The organism is Streptococcus parasanguinis ATCC 15912, assembly GCF_000164675.2.
In the GTDB taxonomy this organism is placed as follows: Bacteria; Bacillota; Bacilli; order Lactobacillales; family Streptococcaceae; genus Streptococcus; species Streptococcus parasanguinis.
This window is the reverse complement of sequence record NC_015678.1, coordinates 135,784-151,269: the sequence shown is the minus strand read 5'-3', so window position 1 is coordinate 151,269 and position 15,486 is coordinate 135,784. Positions and strand designations below refer to the sequence as shown.

The window sequence follows — 15,486 nt, the reverse complement described above, 5'->3', positions numbered from 1 at the left end:
GAAATTTTCTATCCTTCTTTTCTAATAAACACTTTCCTTTCATTTTACTATTTTTTCAAGAGTATCTCAAGAAAATGAAGAGGCCTTTCCTGGAATTTTACAAAGAAAAAAGATTGGACAGGCTCGCCCAATCTCTTCTACTAATAGGTCACCACGTTGATCTTTCCTTTGTCGTACTCGGCAATGAAAATATCCAAAACGTTGTCATAGCCTTCTTTTTCCAATTCAGCCAGCAGCCACTCTTCACTTTTTCCAATTGTTTCCAAAATTTCAAGCTGAACTACGCCATCCGTAATAATCGGGTATTTAGGATTCTCATCTCCCAAACGTACAATAATCAATTGACCATTTTGTTCAATAACAGCGCGCTTCACATCTTTTAATTGAAAAATCCCTTGTCCACGTAGTTTCAAGGCAACATCTGAAGCAGAAAGTCCTTTGGAACGACAAGCTTCCGGATCGAGTTTCCCATTTTTAATGATGACAGTAGGTTTTCCATCAATCAAATGCTTCATAAAACGAACATTGGTATTGAGCCATTTTAAGAGCAAGATCAAAATGGTCCACATCAAGAGAATCACAATGTATTGAAGAATGGTAATGGAGCTATTGTAAATAACCCCACCAATAATTCCCCCCAGAACAAAGTTCTGTATCTGGTCTACTGCAGAACTTGGTGCTAGATTGCCTTTCCCTGTCACATTGATCACAAATACCAAGGAAATCAAGCCGAGAGCTAATTTAATCAAAATGGCTAAAAAATCTACTGTCATTTGTTCACCTCCACAAGTTCCACGTCTGTTTTATACAGATCCATCTTTTCTAATAGGTAGCTATCTGGGTCAGATCCTGCGATAGCTCGGTAATAAACTGCTCCAACTTTCAGGATCGCCCCATCTGTGGCTGCCGAAGTATTGACATAGACCTTTTCTTTTTTGACATTCAACTCCTTTGAGATAACCTCAATAAAATGCAGAGAACGTTGGAATTGGTCATTATTACTTTGGCTATTTTGGAAATTGCTGATGCCGATCAAGACCACTGCAACCAGAGTCAAAATGGAAATAATGGATAATTCACGGAATTTGCTATCGTGCTTATCCCGATAAGCTTTCACCGCAAAAAAACTGGTCAGTAGAATGAGCAAACCAGAGATCCCAATGGTCACCCAATTTTGCTGACTAATCTGACTCAATACATAGTCATAAGAGTAAAATTTCATAATGAACTCCCTTTCTCCAAATGAATTCAAGCTATTATAATGGATTTCAGGAGAGAATTCAAGGCATTCTAATCAGAAAATCATTAAATTTTTGTTATAATAAAATTATCTATCATGTCAAGAAAAGGAAACACAATGAAACTCATTTCATGGAATATCGACTCGCTTAATGCTGCATTGACTAGTGATTCAGCACGCGCTAAACTTTCTCAAGAAGTCCTTCAAACCTTGGTCGCTGAGGATGCGGATATCATTGCCATTCAAGAAACCAAGTTATCCGCCAAAGGACCTACCAAAAAACACCTTGAAATCCTTGAGGAACTCTTCCCTGGCTACGAAAACACCTGGCGCTCTTCTCAAGAACCGGCTCGTAAAGGCTACGCTGGAACCATGTTCCTCTATAAAAAAGAGCTCACACCAGTTGTGACTTTCCCAGAAATCGGAGCTCCTTCGACCATGGACTTGGAAGGTCGGATCATTACACTAGAATTTGATCACTTTTTCGTGACTCAGGTCTACACACCAAACGCTGGTGATGGTCTCAAACGTTTGGAAGAACGTCAAGTCTGGGATGTCAAATATGCGAAATACTTGGCTGAACTAGACAAGCAAAAGCCTGTCCTTGCAACCGGTGACTACAACGTTGCTCACAAGGAAATCGACCTTGCTAACCCTGCCAGCAACCGTCGTTCACCAGGTTTCACAGACGAAGAACGCGAAGGATTTACAAATCTTTTGGCCAAAGGATTTACAGATACCTTCCGCCACCTCCACGGCGATGTGCCGGAGCGTTACACTTGGTGGGCGCAACGCAGCAAGACTTCAAAAATCAACAATACAGGCTGGAGAATCGACTATTGGCTCACAAGTAACCGTGTGACAGACAAAATTACCAAGTCAGATATGATCGACTCAGGCGCACGCCAAGACCACACACCCATTGTCTTGGAGATTAAATTATAAGGATTTTCTTTATGAACTACAATGCAGTAATTCCCGAGTTTATGGTATCGAATATAGAACAGTCCCGTTCCTTCTACTGTGATTTACTGGGTTTCACCATCGAATACCAGCGTCTAGAAGAAAAATTTCTCTTCCTGTCTCTTGAAGATTGCCAGCTCATGCTAGAGGAGGGAACAAAGGATGAATTAGCTGAACTAACCTATCCATTTGGTCGTGGAGTCAATATCTCCTTTGGCATAAAAGATGTCCCTAGACTCTATCAAAAATTGCTAGAATCTAACTATCCTATTCATCGTCCATTGACCAAAAGAGAATTTCGTGTTGGTGAACAGTATATCTATCCTCATGAATTTTCAGTTTTAGATCCAGATGGCTATTTTTTAAGATTTAGTGAATAGAATAATCATCACCCGTCTATGAGCTATAACCAAAAATCTATTATTTGGGGTGCAGTTCAATAGCGGGTAATTTGTTTATCTTTCATCCAAAAGAACGAGACGGACTATCATTCGAAACCTAAAAAAGCCGGCCCCTTCTTACAGGGGCCGGCTTTTTTTGCTCATCTTCAATGAAAGATCAATTTTATTTTTTCTTCTCAATATGATCTTTGAGATCTTCTTGAGCTTTTTTATTGGATTCTGCTTTTTTCTTCAACCATTCTTCTTTGGCCTTGTTAAAGTCTTTTGTTGTGACAACATCTTTGGACATTTCAAGGTATTTGTAGAATGTTCCTGTTCCTTTTGTACCAACCCATGAAGCAGCACGACTGTATGGTACGGTCCGTTGAAGCATTGGAGAACCACCATTTGAAACAGTTGGAAGCGTAATCGCACTATCCGTCAACCAAGCTTGTGCTGCTGCATATTTTTCGTAGCGTTTTGCTTGATCCAACAATTCAGCATCCGCATCTTTTAACATGTTGGCGTATTGGTCCAAACCAACTGCTGCAATGGCTGGGTTGTTTGTTCCCGCATCTATACCAAAATAGTATGAAACTGAACCATTAACTGGGCTGATACTTTCGAGATAAGTGGATGGATCTTGGTAGTCAGGGGCCCAACCACCGCCTGAGATATCGTAATCTCTCGCAGCTGCTGTATCACTGAAATAGGTGATATTTTGGAAATCATCATCCGAAACCTTTTGAAGGTCCACAACGACATTGTCTGCACCAAGCGCTGACTCTACAGATTGTTTGAAGGAGCTAGCTTGTTGGACCATGCTGTTGTCCACTTGGCTGACAATATAGTCCAAATGAATTGGGAATTGAACTCCTTGTTTTTGCAATTCAGCTTTAGCTTTCGCAAATGAAGCCTTGGCTTTTTCTGGGCTGTAAAGGCTTGTTTGACCATCGTCCAGATTCACACCCTTCCATTGGTCTCCATAGGTAACCAATTGTTTTTCAACGACTTTACCAAAATCTTCTCCATTGATTTGGACATAGGTTGGTGGCACCAAGGTACTACGAAGGGTATTTTCAGCCGCATCAGCCCCGGATACTTGTGCTGCATAAGATTTACGGTCAAATGCAAAGTTTACCGCTTGACGGAAGTCCTTGTTCAGGATTGCTTTCTTGGTAGAAGCTTTTTGTTCATCCGTTGTTTTGGCAGTGTGGTCATACTTTTGACGGTCCAAGTTGAATCCAAGATAGTAGGATGTTCCTAATTGTAAACCGTAGACAATGTTGTCGCCAAAGTTTTTCTTAACGCTCTTGTAAGTCGAGCTGTTTGGCATAACAGATGCAAAGGAATATTGACCTTTTTCAAAGTTTTTAATGATAGAATCTGGGTTTGATCCATCGTTAAAGGTCAATTTGACATTATCGATATGAACATTTTTCGCATCGTAATAGTCTTTGTTCTTGACCAATTCAATCTCAGATTTTGAAGTCAATGATTTCAAGTAATATGGACCATTGTATAAGATGCTACTAGGTTTCAAAGAACCAAAATCTTTTCCTTGAGATTTCAAGAAATCAGCATTGACTGGGAAAAGAACACCTGAGGTTGTTTTTGAGTTCCAGAAGCTTTCTGGACGGACCAAAGTATATTGGATGGTGTGGTCGTCTAAGGCTTTGACTCCAACTGTGTTAAAGTCTTTGGTTTCCCCTTTTACATAGGCATCCAAACCTTTGATCGAATTTTGAATCAAGAAGAGACCTTCTGATTTAGACTCAACCGCGTGTTTGATCCCTGTAACAAAGTCTTGAGCCGTTACAGCACCATATTCTTCTCCTTCACTCGTATACCATTTGGCATCCTTACGAAGTTTGTAAGTATAGGTTAATCCATCTTCAGAGACAGTCCAATCTTCTGCTAGACTTGGCACAAAGTTTCCGTATTGGTCGTTTTCAAGAAGACCATCTACAAGGTTACTTGTGACATCTGAAGTTGTTGTACGAGTTGCAGCGATGTAATCCAAGGTATTTGGATCCGCTGAATAGACAAATGAGTAGGTTGCTTGATTGCTACTACCACCACCACACGCTGCTAAGAGAAAGGCACCTGCAACAGAAACTCCTGCAAGAGCTAACAGTTTTTTTGCTTTCATCACTATCTCCTTATGTTAGATTTTCTACCATTATACACTATTTCTTTAAAAAAACCAAATTTATTTTAAAAAAGTTCGTTATTTCTGAATGAATATAATAAGATGTCAAGAAAAAGCATCTTGAAATCAATCTCAAAAAAGCTGGATAGGCGAATCTAGGCACCTACCACCACAGGTTTGCAAAACCGAATCTTTCAATCCTTTTAATAAATATACGTTCAGCCTAAAAAAGAACCTCTGCTCGTTCGAGCAGAGGAACTGATTCCTAATCAAAATGATAGAGTTGTGGATACTGGTCACATTCAGGATTTTTAGGATGGCAGATAGCCCGTCCAAAGTAAATCATAGCTTGATGGGCAGCTAGCCATTCGCTCTTTGGCAGAACATCCATGACCCGCTTTTCAACTTCCAATGGCGTCGCTGATTTCTTGACAATATCATGGTGTTTGCAGATCCGCTCCACATGGGTATCGACAGCAAAGGCTGGAATACCAAATCCTACACTCATAACGACATTTGCTGTCTTGCGGCCTACTCCTGTCAGGCTTTCTAACTCTTCGCGAGTCTGAGGCACTTGACCATTAAAGTTATCTAGCAATTGCTGGGCACATTTTTTGAGAAATTTGGCCTTATTTCGATAGAGGCCTAATTTAGAAATATGCTTGGCGATAGCGGCTTCACTGGCTGCTGCCATAGCTTGTGGGGTTGGAAAAGCCGCAAACAAACCTGGTGTCGCTTTGTTAACAGCCGCGTCTGTCGTCTGAGCTGAGAGCATGACTGCTACTAGTAATTCAAAATGGTTGCGAAAATCCAAACTTGGCTTAGCATCTGGAAAGAGAGCAATAATTTCTTCAATCACATGGCGTGCCCGTTTCTTTGATAAAACCATAATTTCTCCTTTACATTACTAGACTTTATTATAGCATGAAAACACCCTATTTCTAAAAAAATCAGCTTCAAAAAAAGAAGAGGGACTGGAAATGAAATTGAATCGAACTTCATTCTTCGTCCCACTTCTATCATAAGATATTCCTTGGCTCTATTGTTTATTTTACACCAATCTCTTCAAGAAGGTAATCAGGGTCTGAGCAGAGCGTTCGCCAGCCTCTACGATAAATTCATCAAAAGAAATATTGGCTGCGTGATCTGCCGTATCACTCATAGCTCGAATAACCATAAAGGGACGTCCAGCTGCATGAGCGGCTTGGGCAACGGCTGCCCCTTCCATCTCAACCGCCAATACTTCTGGGAAATGCTCCCGAATTGCTGCGACTTTTTCTTCACTCGCGATAAAGCTATCTCCTGTTGTAATCAAGCCAACATGCGTGGTTGCAGCTTCTTCTTCCAGAACTTTTTTCATTTCTGATACAAAATAGCGACTGGATTCAAAGTAAAGTGGTTGACCTGCCATTTGACCATACTTATAGCCAAAGGCTGTCACATCCACATCATGATAGGCCAATTTATTCGCAAGAACGATATCTCCAACAGCCATTCCCGGTGCGACTGCTCCTGCAGATCCTGTATTGATAATGGCTTCCACTTTGAAATCATTGGCCAAGACGGCTACACTCATGGCAGACATGACTTTTCCGATGCCACTTTCAACCAAAACGACTTCATGGCGACCAATCGATCCTGTATAGTAGACTTTTCCAAGACGCAGATGCTTTTCCCCATTTTCAAGGGCTTCAACCAGAATCTTTAACTCCTGGGGCATGGCTGCGATAATTCCAATTTTCATATCCATTCTCTCCTTGTGACGACCTTACAGACGCCAAATAGCAATGATTAAGGCAATGAGGAGCACAATGATCCAGAACAAAATCTTATTGAGTTTGGATTGGACCACACTTTGTTTGCGTTCTTCAATGCGACGACTCTTGGTCACTGTGGGCTCCACTTGGATCTGCACAGTATCCTGAGAATAACGCTCTTGTGGATGCTCCATACGACTCTCTCTCATAGGACGTTCATAGCCAAATCCTCTGTGGTCTGTCCGAATAATCTTCGTCTCTTCAGCATCGACCATTTTAGGATCCGAAATGTCCTCACCTCGCCTCGCTCGTTCAATCATTTCATCGGTTAATAAAGGTTTTCCCATCGGATCCTCCTCTATTTATTGATTAAGTCCCAATATTGGATAGCCATGATGGTCTTGGCATCACAGATTTCACCAGACAGGATCAAATCTTTCGCTTCCTTCAAGGTTACTTCTAATAACTCTAAGGTCTCATCCGCATCTTGTGGACGTGGATTTTCAACCTTTTTCAAGTTGGACGCACCATAAAGTTTGATCCGCTCATTACAAAATCCAATGGCTGAATAAAAATCATACAATAACTCTAGGTCCGCTGTGTAGCCAATTTCTTCTTCCAATTCGCGCAGAGCAGCCGCTTTAGGATCTGCATTTTCTCCCTTTTCTAACTTCCCTGCTGGAATCTCCACCGAGGTCCTTTCAATCGCCTTGCGGTACTGCTTGACCAAGATCGTCTTCCCATCTTCTGTGATCGGCAAAACCGCTACTGCTCCGTTATGGAAGATTAAATCACGCTGCGCTTGGCCTTTTCCAGCGGGTAGTTCTACTTGATCAGTGACCACTTGGAAAATTGGCCCCTGATAAATCTCCTTGCGCTCAATGGTTTTTTCTTCAAATTGCATGAGAATCTCCTATTTATTTTTAGGATGGTGTGGCAAGCGAAGGGCATACTCTTCTTTATTCACTTGACGGCCACGACCAATCGCAATCGCATCAGCTGGTACATCCTTGGTAATGGTTGATCCAGCACCGACTAAGGAATTGTCGCCTAATTCAACTGGCGCAATAATCGTCGAATTGGAGCCGACAAAGACATTGTTTCCAATCGTCGTTTTAAACTTATGTTGGCCATCGTAATTCACTGTGATAGTTCCTGCACCAAAGTTAACGTTGCTACCGACTTCACAGTTGCCGATGTAGGTCAAATGACCTGCTTTGGTATTTTCGCCAATAGATGAACCTTTGACTTCAACAAAGTTTCCAATATGGACATCTTTGGCGAGGGTAGAAGCTGGGCGAATATGAGCGTATGGTCCTACCGTTACGCCATCTGCTACCATGCTTTCTTCAATCATGGAGTTGGTAATAACGGCACCTGCACCAATTTCACTATCCACAATATAGGTTCCATTGGTTAAGACGGTTTCAGCCCCAATCTTTGTGTGCCCTTTTAGGGTAACATTGGCTTCGATTTGCACTTCTGGTGCGATCTCAACATCGACATCGATATAGGCTGCATCTGGATTGACAAAGCTCACCCCATTGACCATGTGGGCTTGGTTAATGCGACGACGCATGATGCCTTCTGCTGTCGCAAGGGCCACGCGGTCATTGACCCCAAGACTTTCATCAAAGTCTTTAAGCGTATAGGCCCCGACTTTTTCACCTGCTTCTCGGAAAATACCGATCACGTCCGTGATATAGTATTCGCCTTGGGCATTGTTAGTGTTGATATTTTTCAACGCTTCAAAGAGGCGCGCATTGTCAAAGACATAAGTCCCTGTATTGATTTCTTTGATTTGCTTTTCAAAATCTGTCGCATCTTTTTGCTCGACAATTCGAAGCACTTCCGCATTGTCATTACGAACAATCCGACCATAGCCAAATGGATTGGCTGCTTCGGCTGTCAAAATGGTTGCCACATTCTTGTGGTTGATATGAAAGTCGATCAAGTGTTTGAGGCTTTCACCCGTAATCAAAGGTGTATCTCCTGCGATGACAAGAGTATGGCCTTCAAGACCTTCCAAGACTGGCTCTGCCATCATTACCGCATGACCAGTTCCCAATTGTTCGGTTTGTTTAACAAATTCTGTTTGTCCAGCTAGGACTTGCTCCACCAATTCCGCCTTGTGGCCCACAACCGTTACCGTCTTCTCAGGTGAGATGGCTCCAACACTACGGAAGACATGCTCCAACATTGAGATCCCTGCAACCTTGTGAAGAACCTTAGGCAAATCTGACTTCATACGGGTACCTTTCCCCGCTGCTAAAATAATGGCATAATTTGGCATAACATTTCTCTTTTCTGTACAATATCGCTTATATTATACCATTTTTTAGCCCTTTTGGAAAATAAGACCCAAACCAAAAAACTCTCCTATAAGGAAAGCTCGAATGTAGACAAACTATTTTTTAGTAAGATAAGTAACGTTACTCTACAAATCAGTAATAATAGTTTTAATTTTAAAAATTAATCAAAAATATACTAAAACTTTCCGCTGTGAGAAAAGTGCTTGAAATACAATCATTTCAAGCACTCGGGAGTTTTGAGAGTAAAACAGTTTGGGAAACTGTTTTAGCCTGAGCCCAGAAATTAAGGAGCGAAGAGGCTCAAAACTAATTGAACACGGGCTGCGGATTGTGTCAAAAAGATAAGTTCTCCTAGAATCTAAAGATTCTGCGTCAAACTTCCTATTTTGACAGTATCCGCAGACGCCCTTTGTATCTTAATTAATCATGGAACTTCGAGGAAGTTCGCTGACGTCCGTACTCACCTAAGGAAAGTTTTCAAATTGATTTTGTCTTCAATAATGACTCTCCTAAAAGGAGAGCGTATCTATAATGGATAAACCTTACGAAATTCTTCTAAAACCACCTTTCTGTCAGGTGTAAAAGTCAGTCCTGCTTCTCCTAAGCAGTCTTTGAAAAAGTCTTCATGAACCTGACGCCAATAAGCCAGAGATTTGTCTCCTTCACCTTCCTTATAGGCATGGTCTTCTGACACTTGATGAAAAGGCTGAACGGAAACCTTTGTAATTTCAATAATGCAGACAGCTTGATCCTTACTGTCTAAAACAACATCAAAAGTTCCTTCTTGTGGAAGGGGTTCGTCCTCTACTGCATAGAGATCGTAGGCTGAGGCTGTTGCTGTTTTTTCGCCTTTAAAGACCAGTTCCGCTAAAAGGTCTGGTTCCACTCCAAAAGCCCAGGCATCTATCTCATCTCCGATAGAGGGGTTGATTTGCCTGTAGGCATTCCACATTTCTTGAGGTGTCATTTCTTCTCCTTCTTTTCTTTTACCTTCCAATTTCTATAGCTTGTCAGTTCTAATTCTGGAAATCCTCGTAACTCTGCCTTTACCTTTAATACTAAAGGCGAAGCATTATCGGCAGTAATCTCTTCCAAATTTAACCAAATTGCCTTTGCTGAATCATTGCTTCCATCAAGAACTTCATGAGGAAGGGATTTTTGAGGACGTTCGAAATCGAGTACCACGTCATAAAAGGCCATGATATGGTGTACAGCGAAATCTTTGCCCTCTTCTTGAACCAGCACATCATACATCCTAGGATTTGAATACTGGCTAAGCGTATAGCCTGTCTCCTCCAGAACTTCTCTCTTGAGAGTTTCTGTCAGTCCCTCCCCTACTTCCTGACTACCACCCGGTAAATCAAAACGATGTTGATAAGGTCCTCTCGTTTTCTCAATGCAAAGCAATTTCCCGTCTTGAAGACAGACTCCGTATACACCAAAGTGATTTTTGATTTCCATATTCCACTCTTTCTAAAAGTTAAAGATTGCTAGCTCACTTTATCCCTTAAAAGGAAAGAGGCTATAGATTTCATGCTCCTTGATATACTTCTTCAGTATCTCCGTATTCTCTTCGATTTTTGCCTGGATATCTGTCTTTTCACAAGTTGACTCAGTAATAAAGAGGTAAATTTTCAGTAGATCTGTTAAGTATAGCAGACGGCGTTCCATTTCTGATTCAGTACTTGAAGCTTGCTCGATTTTTGCAAGCTTTTGCTCCAAGCTATCACCATTCAAAAATCTCTGATGAACTCTCCTTCTTATGTTTTGAGTGGATTCTTCTCCCTGTTCTAATGGAGATAAAAGGATTTTTTTATAGTCGAATACTTTATTTTCTGCCTCTCTTTCCAGATAGGCCAATAAAACCAGAGAGCTATCAACAAAAGTCCAAGTGTTATAATTCCCTTCAAATGGAACTTGTATGATACTATCTAATAATTCCTTAGCTATTTCCTCTTGACCATTCAGATAAAGTAAATAAGCCAGATGATTTAGCGATTCGAGATAGCTAGCTTGGGTTTTCTTATTCTTTTTTAAAATTTTATCTAAATAGAGATGTAGGTCTGGATGTTTTTCCAGTTGTTCAACTATTTCCGATAGCTTCATCTGAAATCCTTTCTATTCTTTTTTAAAATTTAAAGAGATTTTAGTCAACTAATCCAACTCTGCTCGGCTAAACAAGTCTTTCATAGTGTTGGTATCATCACAAACTCTTTCAATCCAAGTGCAAATCTAGCTAAGGCGTCTACCTTGGAAGAATAAGCACAAAACATACTTCCTTCTGGATCAAAGTCGATAGCTTTACTTAATTCAGGCATTTTTTCTCCAAATCCAGAGATGCCAAATCGTAGCTATTTCCTTCAAATCCCTCCTCTTCTCGAGTGTCAAACAATTCTAGTCTGTATTCTACATCAGTGTAATAAATAAACGACCCTCGAACATTTTGAGGATTCTCATCATAAACATGCAAGTTAAAAGGGGCAATTATTCATTTATGTTTTCGCATCCCTTCTCCTTTTTAATCTCACTCTTCAACAAAGGAGTTCAAAAAAACCTCAAAAGATGCCCATTGACCATACACCTCAGCTGTTTCTTCTAGAACATAGAAATACACCTTGCCATAATCTTCTGCCCTTAAAGAAAGAGCATAGTTGCCCGATCCAGGATCATAGGCAAAATGGAGAAGGTCTGTGGCCTTAAATCCCGCAGGCACAGCCTCATCGTCAAACCAGGTAAGAGACTTCCTTATCTCCTCAAGTGAGTCAAAGGAATTGAAAGGAAAGAGATGATAATCATCGTGAACACCCCTTACTTGGGGCTGGCCACCGTTGTACTTGAGATAAAAATCCTTCATGGCTTCCGGCAATTTCTTTCCAAGAAACTCCTCAAATTGTAAAAGATCTTCTCTTGAAATAGCTGGATCTGTGTCTGTCAATACGAGCATCCCTTCTCCTTTTTGAGTCTCTCTTTCCATAGTTTGACCTCCATATTACAGGTCCCTTTTAGTCTATCATACCATAAGATTCCCTTTCCATAAAGCTAAAATAGAAAATGAGCCTAGCGGTTTTACTAGACTCATTTTATCCTTATTATTTTACTTTATTATTTTACTTTTTCAACCCATACTGATCGCTCAATCAACCGTCTTAGACAGAAGTCTTGCCCTTCTTCTTGAACCAGCACGTCATAAACCCTAGGATTTGAGTAACGGCTAAGGGTATAGCCCGTCTCTTCCAGAACTTCTCTCTTGAGGGTTTCTGTCAACCCCTCACCGAGTTCCTGACTACCACCCGGTAGATCAAAACGATGTTGATAAGGTCCTCTTGTTTTTTCAATACAGAGCAGTTTTCCCTCTTGAAGACAGACTCCGTATACCCCAAAGTGATGTTTGATTTTCATCAAATCCTCCTACTTTCATTCAAAGCTCAGTCGATAATGAAATCAGTATAGCTTTTCTTTTTGCAACACCATCTATGATTGCCACTAATCATTTCTTCTCTATTGATTTAATACTTTTTCAATATCTATTTTAGTAATTTTTTTAGATACCAAAAATCCTGCAAAAACTGAAGTGAGAATCCCTATTAATACTGGGAACAACAATCTGATAAGTTCAATATCTAGTGGTAATCCACTCAAAAAGATGATCAAATAAGAAATAGCAATTCCTATCACCAATCCCGCGCTTGTACCTCGTACTCCCATCATGAAGCTTTCAAATAAATAAATTCTTTTTATCTGTCGATCAGATGCACCGATGATTTTAAAAGTTGCGATCTGTTTATGATTCTCCTGAATGGTAATGGCTAGAATATTGATAATATTAATAATCGCTACAATAGAGATAAGAACTATGATTAATAGGATAAAAAGGTCAATGTAGGAAAACCATCTGGATAGCATATTTATAACATCCTGTTGTGTTGCTACAACAACATCTAATCCTGTCCCTGATAAAGATTGTTTTAAATTTTCATTTTTTAAAACAATCTTTTCTATCCTGTTTGCTGCCTCATTTAAATCGGTTCCATTTTTTACAGTAGCATTCAGATAGTAATATTTATTTGATGAGACGCTACTACTATTAATATTTATTGCCATCATTTGATTTATTTCTGTTGGCAACGTAGAAAACAACTGCGCTTCTTGCTTGTCTATAATGCCCGAAATTACAAACTTTACATAATGATTATCAATCTTAATAGTCACCGTATCTCCGACATTCATTGATGTAGCCTTGTGTACGGAATTTCCGATTAATATTTCATTGTCCTTCTCTGGAAATTTTCCATCAGCAATTCTAATATTCAGGTTTTTTAAATACTTTTCTTCTAGACAATGGATGGTATTGGAAACCGATGTCTTACCATTTTGGAATTTGATATCATCCGTAAATAAAAGTTTTACACCAGTAGCATTCTTTACTTCATCTATTTTTTTTACTCGATCAATATCTTCATTAGAAAACAAAGGCAAAGCTTTATAATTCAGAGAATTTTCTTTATTACCAAAGGCAACAGTAACAACATTTTTATTTGCTACAGTCATTTCTTTAATCATTTTATTATAGAAAGAATTAGAAATGAGCATCACTAAAACAATTAGCAAAACAGAGATCGCTATTGACAGTCTAACTAATCTATATCTTCGTTTGTTAACTTCTAAATCTCTTCTAGCAATGAATAATATGGAATGATTCATTTTATCATCTCCTTACGTACTCAATTTTGCCATCAACAACTGTGCAAATAGACTGCATACTATTCGCCACCTTATCACTATGAGTTACTGTTATAATCGTGATACCTAACTCTTCATTGATCCTCTTTAACAATTCTATTATATTTTGTTCGTTATCAGCGTCTAAATTACCAGTAGGTTCATCTGCTATCAATATTTCTGGATTATTAATAAGAGCTCTTGCCAAAGCAACTCTTTGTTTTTCACCTCCACTAATCTTATCAATACTCTTACTTAACATTTCTTTTGAAAGACCTAGAGTGTTACAAATTTCGTTAATGTTATTCTCTCCATTTTCAAAAAAATATCTTGGAAGTAGAATATTTTCTTTCACCGTAAAACCTGAAATCAAATTAAAGTTTTGGAACACACAGCCAATATTCCTACGCCTTACCTTACTCAAATTTTTCATATCTAAAACGGAACTACCACAGACTAAGATATCCCCCTCATTTAAACTGGTAATCCCTAATATTAATTTAACAAGAGTAGTTTTTCCTAATCCAGAACGGCCAACTATTGCAGTCGTGCTACCTTTTTTAAATTCAAAATTACAATTTTTGAAAATATATCTGACATTCGATCCATCACTAAAACATTTAGTAACATTCACTAATTTAATCATGATTTCACCTTCATTCCACAATAACTTAGCAAATCAATTGTACTATTCGTTTCTTCTAAAAAAATCTCTTAAAGTTTCAAGTATCCCATTCAGAAAGTTATTCTGAACTAACCCTCCGTTATCTTCATAAATGTTATCATCCCCGTATTTTTTGATGAAATAGGCTAGACCTCCATCTTGACTAATTATAAAAAAATCTGATTCATCATGATCACTCTGGTAGGTTTAATTTCGTTCAGTAAGATCTTCTTTAGCATAGAGGTAAATACCTGTCTCACTACTGTCCTAACTCAATTGTCCACCTAGGTTTGATAGTTTTTCAGTAAGGAAAAAACAATTACATTTCATAATAAGATTTTAACTCCTGCTTTTTCATTTCCCTACTTCAAACTCCAGCCACCATCAATGGTCAGGAGTTGTCCCTGCATAGCAGATGCCTTCCCACTAGCCAAAAAGAGACTGACTTCTGCCACTTCTTCTGGCTCAATCCAGCGTTTGATGGGCGTCTCACTAGCTACCCAGTCAGCCAAGCCTCCTGGCTCAAAATCCGCTGCGGTCATGCCTGTTTTAACAGCTCCTGGCGCGATCCCAAAGACCTGAACCCCAGCTTCTGCATAATCCAGGGCCAGCTGTTTGGTAAATCCTGCTAAGGCATGTTTAGAAGAGGTATAGGCGTGCCCACCTCCGCCTGCTAGGCTAGAAGCAATCGAGCACATATTGATGATAATCCCTTGCTTCTTCTCCAACATTTGAGTCAGATAATGCCGTGTCAGCTCCACCGGGGTCACATAGTTAATCTCAAAAATCTCCTGAATCTCCTGAGCACTTTGCTCAAGAAGCGGTTTGTAATCATCCAAGACCCCAGCCGTATTACACAAGACATCTACCTCAGGACACCAGTCGAAAATCGGCGTCAAATCAAGAGTTAAGTCCCTCTGCAAGAAGTGAAAATCGCCTGGCAACTGAGGATCCGCTCCTTGGTCCACTCCATAAACCTGGTAGCCCTTTTCTAAAAACAAACGAGCTTGCGCCAGACCAATCCCGGAGCTCACGCCTGTAATCAAGACCCGTTTAGTCATGTACTTCTACCCAGTCTGTCGCTAGAACATCACAGGGAGTTGGACTCCACATGGAAAAGCCTTCGCCTTCACCAGACACGTTAATGAGGAAATAAGGTGTCACTTCCAGAGCCACTCCATTTTGCTCGATGGTATCAAACAATTGGACATAGTTTTCTGCTCCACCCCATCCTGTTCGTACATATTTTTTCTTGGCCTTTAATCCTGGTAAAATCTCTTCAAATGTCATGGTGTTCTC

The 15,486-nt window shown here is 39.9% G+C and carries 19 protein-coding genes and 1 pseudogene; 2 read left to right on the top strand and 18 right to left on the bottom strand.

Features of this window, described 5'->3' with window-relative positions; translation table 11 throughout:
- Window positions 1-140: 140 nt before the first annotated feature.
- The gene (locus tag HMPREF0833_RS00815) at window positions 141-773 is read right to left on the bottom strand and encodes a DUF421 domain-containing protein (RefSeq protein ID WP_003014418.1); all 633 of its coding nucleotides are present in this window, start codon (window positions 771-773) and stop codon (window positions 141-143) included.
- Complete coding sequence (locus HMPREF0833_RS00810) at window positions 770-1,222, bottom strand: DUF3290 family protein (protein WP_003014412.1); 453 nt, start codon at window positions 1,220-1,222, stop codon at window positions 770-772. Before HMPREF0833_RS00810 ends, HMPREF0833_RS00815 begins: the two co-directional genes overlap by 4 nt.
- A gap of 135 nt (window positions 1,223-1,357) precedes the next feature.
- Here HMPREF0833_RS00810 and HMPREF0833_RS00805 point away from each other — a divergent pair, with 135 nt between their 5' ends.
- Together HMPREF0833_RS00805 and HMPREF0833_RS00800 are read left to right on the top strand one after the other, a co-directional pair.
- Entirely contained in the window at window positions 1,358-2,185 is an 828-nt protein-coding gene (locus HMPREF0833_RS00805; RefSeq protein ID WP_003014402.1) for an exodeoxyribonuclease III, read from the top strand.
- Between the two features lie 11 nt (window positions 2,186-2,196).
- Complete coding sequence (locus HMPREF0833_RS00800; protein WP_013903284.1) at window positions 2,197-2,583, top strand: bleomycin resistance protein; 387 nt, start codon at window positions 2,197-2,199, stop codon at window positions 2,581-2,583.
- 184 nt (window positions 2,584-2,767) lie between these two features.
- Here the strand turns inward: HMPREF0833_RS00800 and HMPREF0833_RS00795 are convergent, their stop codons facing one another.
- From HMPREF0833_RS00795 to HMPREF0833_RS00725, 16 genes and pseudogenes are all read right to left on the bottom strand, one after another.
- Entirely contained in the window at window positions 2,768-4,735 is a 1,968-nt protein-coding gene (locus HMPREF0833_RS00795) for a peptide ABC transporter substrate-binding protein (RefSeq protein ID WP_013903283.1), read from the bottom strand.
- Window positions 4,736-5,000: 265 nt separating this feature from the next.
- The gene (nth, locus tag HMPREF0833_RS00790) at window positions 5,001-5,624 is read right to left on the bottom strand and encodes an endonuclease III (RefSeq protein WP_013903282.1); all 624 of its coding nucleotides are present in this window, start codon (window positions 5,622-5,624) and stop codon (window positions 5,001-5,003) included.
- 162 nt (window positions 5,625-5,786) lie between these two features.
- Window positions 5,787-6,479 (bottom strand): 5'-methylthioadenosine/adenosylhomocysteine nucleosidase, encoded by a 693-nt coding sequence (locus HMPREF0833_RS00785; RefSeq protein ID WP_037616522.1) that lies wholly within the window; start codon window positions 6,477-6,479, stop codon window positions 5,787-5,789.
- A 24-nt stretch (window positions 6,480-6,503) separates the two neighbouring features.
- Window positions 6,504-6,839 (bottom strand): cell wall synthase accessory phosphoprotein MacP, encoded by a 336-nt coding sequence (gene macP, locus HMPREF0833_RS00780; RefSeq protein WP_013903281.1) that lies wholly within the window; start codon window positions 6,837-6,839, stop codon window positions 6,504-6,506.
- A gap of 11 nt (window positions 6,840-6,850) precedes the next feature.
- Window positions 6,851-7,396: an NUDIX hydrolase gene (locus HMPREF0833_RS00775; RefSeq protein WP_013903280.1), complete on the bottom strand. Its 546-nt coding sequence runs from the start codon at window positions 7,394-7,396 to the stop codon at window positions 6,851-6,853.
- A 9-nt stretch (window positions 7,397-7,405) separates the two neighbouring features.
- Entirely contained in the window at window positions 7,406-8,785 is a 1,380-nt protein-coding gene (gene glmU, locus HMPREF0833_RS00770; protein WP_013903279.1) for a bifunctional UDP-N-acetylglucosamine diphosphorylase/glucosamine-1-phosphate N-acetyltransferase GlmU, read from the bottom strand.
- Between the two features lie 545 nt (window positions 8,786-9,330).
- On the bottom strand, window positions 9,331-9,771 hold the full coding sequence (locus HMPREF0833_RS00765; RefSeq protein WP_013903278.1) for an ASCH domain-containing protein: 441 nt from the start codon (window positions 9,769-9,771) through the stop codon (window positions 9,331-9,333).
- Window positions 9,768-10,265, bottom strand: coding sequence for an NUDIX hydrolase (locus tag HMPREF0833_RS00760; RefSeq protein ID WP_003016740.1), 498 nt, complete (start codon window positions 10,263-10,265; stop codon window positions 9,768-9,770). Before HMPREF0833_RS00760 ends, HMPREF0833_RS00765 begins: the two co-directional genes overlap by 4 nt.
- Before the next feature lie 39 nt (window positions 10,266-10,304).
- Complete coding sequence (locus HMPREF0833_RS00755) at window positions 10,305-10,910, bottom strand: DUF6707 family protein (RefSeq protein WP_003016708.1); 606 nt, start codon at window positions 10,908-10,910, stop codon at window positions 10,305-10,307.
- Window positions 10,911-10,990: 80 nt separating this feature from the next.
- Window positions 10,991-11,122 (bottom strand): Imm51 family immunity protein, encoded by a 132-nt coding sequence (locus HMPREF0833_RS10955; RefSeq protein ID WP_003016726.1) that lies wholly within the window; start codon window positions 11,120-11,122, stop codon window positions 10,991-10,993.
- A 206-nt stretch (window positions 11,123-11,328) separates the two neighbouring features.
- Window positions 11,329-11,778: an SMI1/KNR4 family protein gene (locus tag HMPREF0833_RS00750; protein WP_013903277.1), complete on the bottom strand. Its 450-nt coding sequence runs from the start codon at window positions 11,776-11,778 to the stop codon at window positions 11,329-11,331.
- Between the two features lie 161 nt (window positions 11,779-11,939).
- Window positions 11,940-12,203 (bottom strand): annotated as a pseudogene (locus HMPREF0833_RS00745) (NUDIX domain-containing protein); the annotation flags it as partial.
- Between the two features lie 99 nt (window positions 12,204-12,302).
- Window positions 12,303-13,505 carry an ABC transporter permease gene (locus HMPREF0833_RS00740; RefSeq protein ID WP_013903275.1) on the bottom strand — a complete coding sequence of 401 codons (1,203 nt, stop codon included), beginning with the start codon at window positions 13,503-13,505 and terminating at the stop codon, window positions 12,303-12,305.
- Window positions 13,506-13,509: 4 nt separating this feature from the next.
- Entirely contained in the window at window positions 13,510-14,169 is a 660-nt protein-coding gene (locus HMPREF0833_RS00735) for an ABC transporter ATP-binding protein (protein WP_013903274.1), read from the bottom strand.
- A 380-nt stretch (window positions 14,170-14,549) separates the two neighbouring features.
- Window positions 14,550-15,248 (bottom strand): 3-oxoacyl-ACP reductase, encoded by a 699-nt coding sequence (locus HMPREF0833_RS00730; protein ID WP_013903273.1) that lies wholly within the window; start codon window positions 15,246-15,248, stop codon window positions 14,550-14,552.
- Window positions 15,241-15,477, bottom strand: a complete 237-nt coding sequence (locus HMPREF0833_RS00725) for a DUF2829 domain-containing protein (protein WP_000141913.1) — start codon at window positions 15,475-15,477, stop codon at window positions 15,241-15,243. Before HMPREF0833_RS00725 ends, HMPREF0833_RS00730 begins: the two co-directional genes overlap by 8 nt.
- Window positions 15,478-15,486: the final 9 nt, after the last annotated feature.

What these genes read in the sequence shown, in the direction of transcription:
- HMPREF0833_RS00765 (WP_013903278.1), bottom strand. Translation starts at nt 9,771, where the DNA reads ATGACACCTCAAGAAATGTGGAATGCCTACAGGCAAATCAACCCCTCT.
- macP (WP_013903281.1), bottom strand. Translation starts at nt 6,839, where the DNA reads ATGGGAAAACCTTTATTAACCGATGAAATGATTGAACGAGCGAGGCGA.
- nth (WP_013903282.1), bottom strand. Translation starts at nt 5,624, where the DNA reads ATGGTTTTATCAAAGAAACGGGCACGCCATGTGATTGAAGAAATTATT.
- HMPREF0833_RS00795 (WP_013903283.1), bottom strand. Translation starts at nt 4,735, where the DNA reads ATGAAAGCAAAAAAACTGTTAGCTCTTGCAGGAGTTTCTGTTGCAGGT.
- HMPREF0833_RS00750 (WP_013903277.1), bottom strand. Translation starts at nt 11,778, where the DNA reads ATGGAAAGAGAGACTCAAAAAGGAGAAGGGATGCTCGTATTGACAGAC.
- HMPREF0833_RS00785 (WP_037616522.1), bottom strand. Translation starts at nt 6,479, where the DNA reads ATGAAAATTGGAATTATCGCAGCCATGCCCCAGGAGTTAAAGATTCTG.
- HMPREF0833_RS00760 (WP_003016740.1), bottom strand. Translation starts at nt 10,265, where the DNA reads ATGGAAATCAAAAATCACTTTGGTGTATACGGAGTCTGTCTTCAAGAC.
- glmU (WP_013903279.1), bottom strand. Translation starts at nt 8,785, where the DNA reads ATGCCAAATTATGCCATTATTTTAGCAGCGGGGAAAGGTACCCGTATG.
- HMPREF0833_RS00730 (WP_013903273.1), bottom strand. Translation starts at nt 15,248, where the DNA reads ATGACTAAACGGGTCTTGATTACAGGCGTGAGCTCCGGGATTGGTCTG.
- HMPREF0833_RS00810 (WP_003014412.1), bottom strand. Translation starts at nt 1,222, where the DNA reads ATGAAATTTTACTCTTATGACTATGTATTGAGTCAGATTAGTCAGCAA.
- HMPREF0833_RS10955 (WP_003016726.1), bottom strand. Translation starts at nt 11,122, where the DNA reads ATGCCTGAATTAAGTAAAGCTATCGACTTTGATCCAGAAGGAAGTATG.
- HMPREF0833_RS00735 (WP_013903274.1), bottom strand. Translation starts at nt 14,169, where the DNA reads ATGATTAAATTAGTGAATGTTACTAAATGTTTTAGTGATGGATCGAAT.
- HMPREF0833_RS00725 (WP_000141913.1), bottom strand. Translation starts at nt 15,477, where the DNA reads ATGACATTTGAAGAGATTTTACCAGGATTAAAGGCCAAGAAAAAATAT.
- HMPREF0833_RS00775 (WP_013903280.1), bottom strand. Translation starts at nt 7,396, where the DNA reads ATGCAATTTGAAGAAAAAACCATTGAGCGCAAGGAGATTTATCAGGGG.
- HMPREF0833_RS00755 (WP_003016708.1), bottom strand. Translation starts at nt 10,910, where the DNA reads ATGAAGCTATCGGAAATAGTTGAACAACTGGAAAAACATCCAGACCTA.
- HMPREF0833_RS00805 (WP_003014402.1), top strand. Translation starts at nt 1,358, where the DNA reads ATGAAACTCATTTCATGGAATATCGACTCGCTTAATGCTGCATTGACT.
- HMPREF0833_RS00740 (WP_013903275.1), bottom strand. Translation starts at nt 13,505, where the DNA reads ATGAATCATTCCATATTATTCATTGCTAGAAGAGATTTAGAAGTTAAC.
- HMPREF0833_RS00815 (WP_003014418.1), bottom strand. Translation starts at nt 773, where the DNA reads ATGACAGTAGATTTTTTAGCCATTTTGATTAAATTAGCTCTCGGCTTG.
- HMPREF0833_RS00800 (WP_013903284.1), top strand. Translation starts at nt 2,197, where the DNA reads ATGAACTACAATGCAGTAATTCCCGAGTTTATGGTATCGAATATAGAA.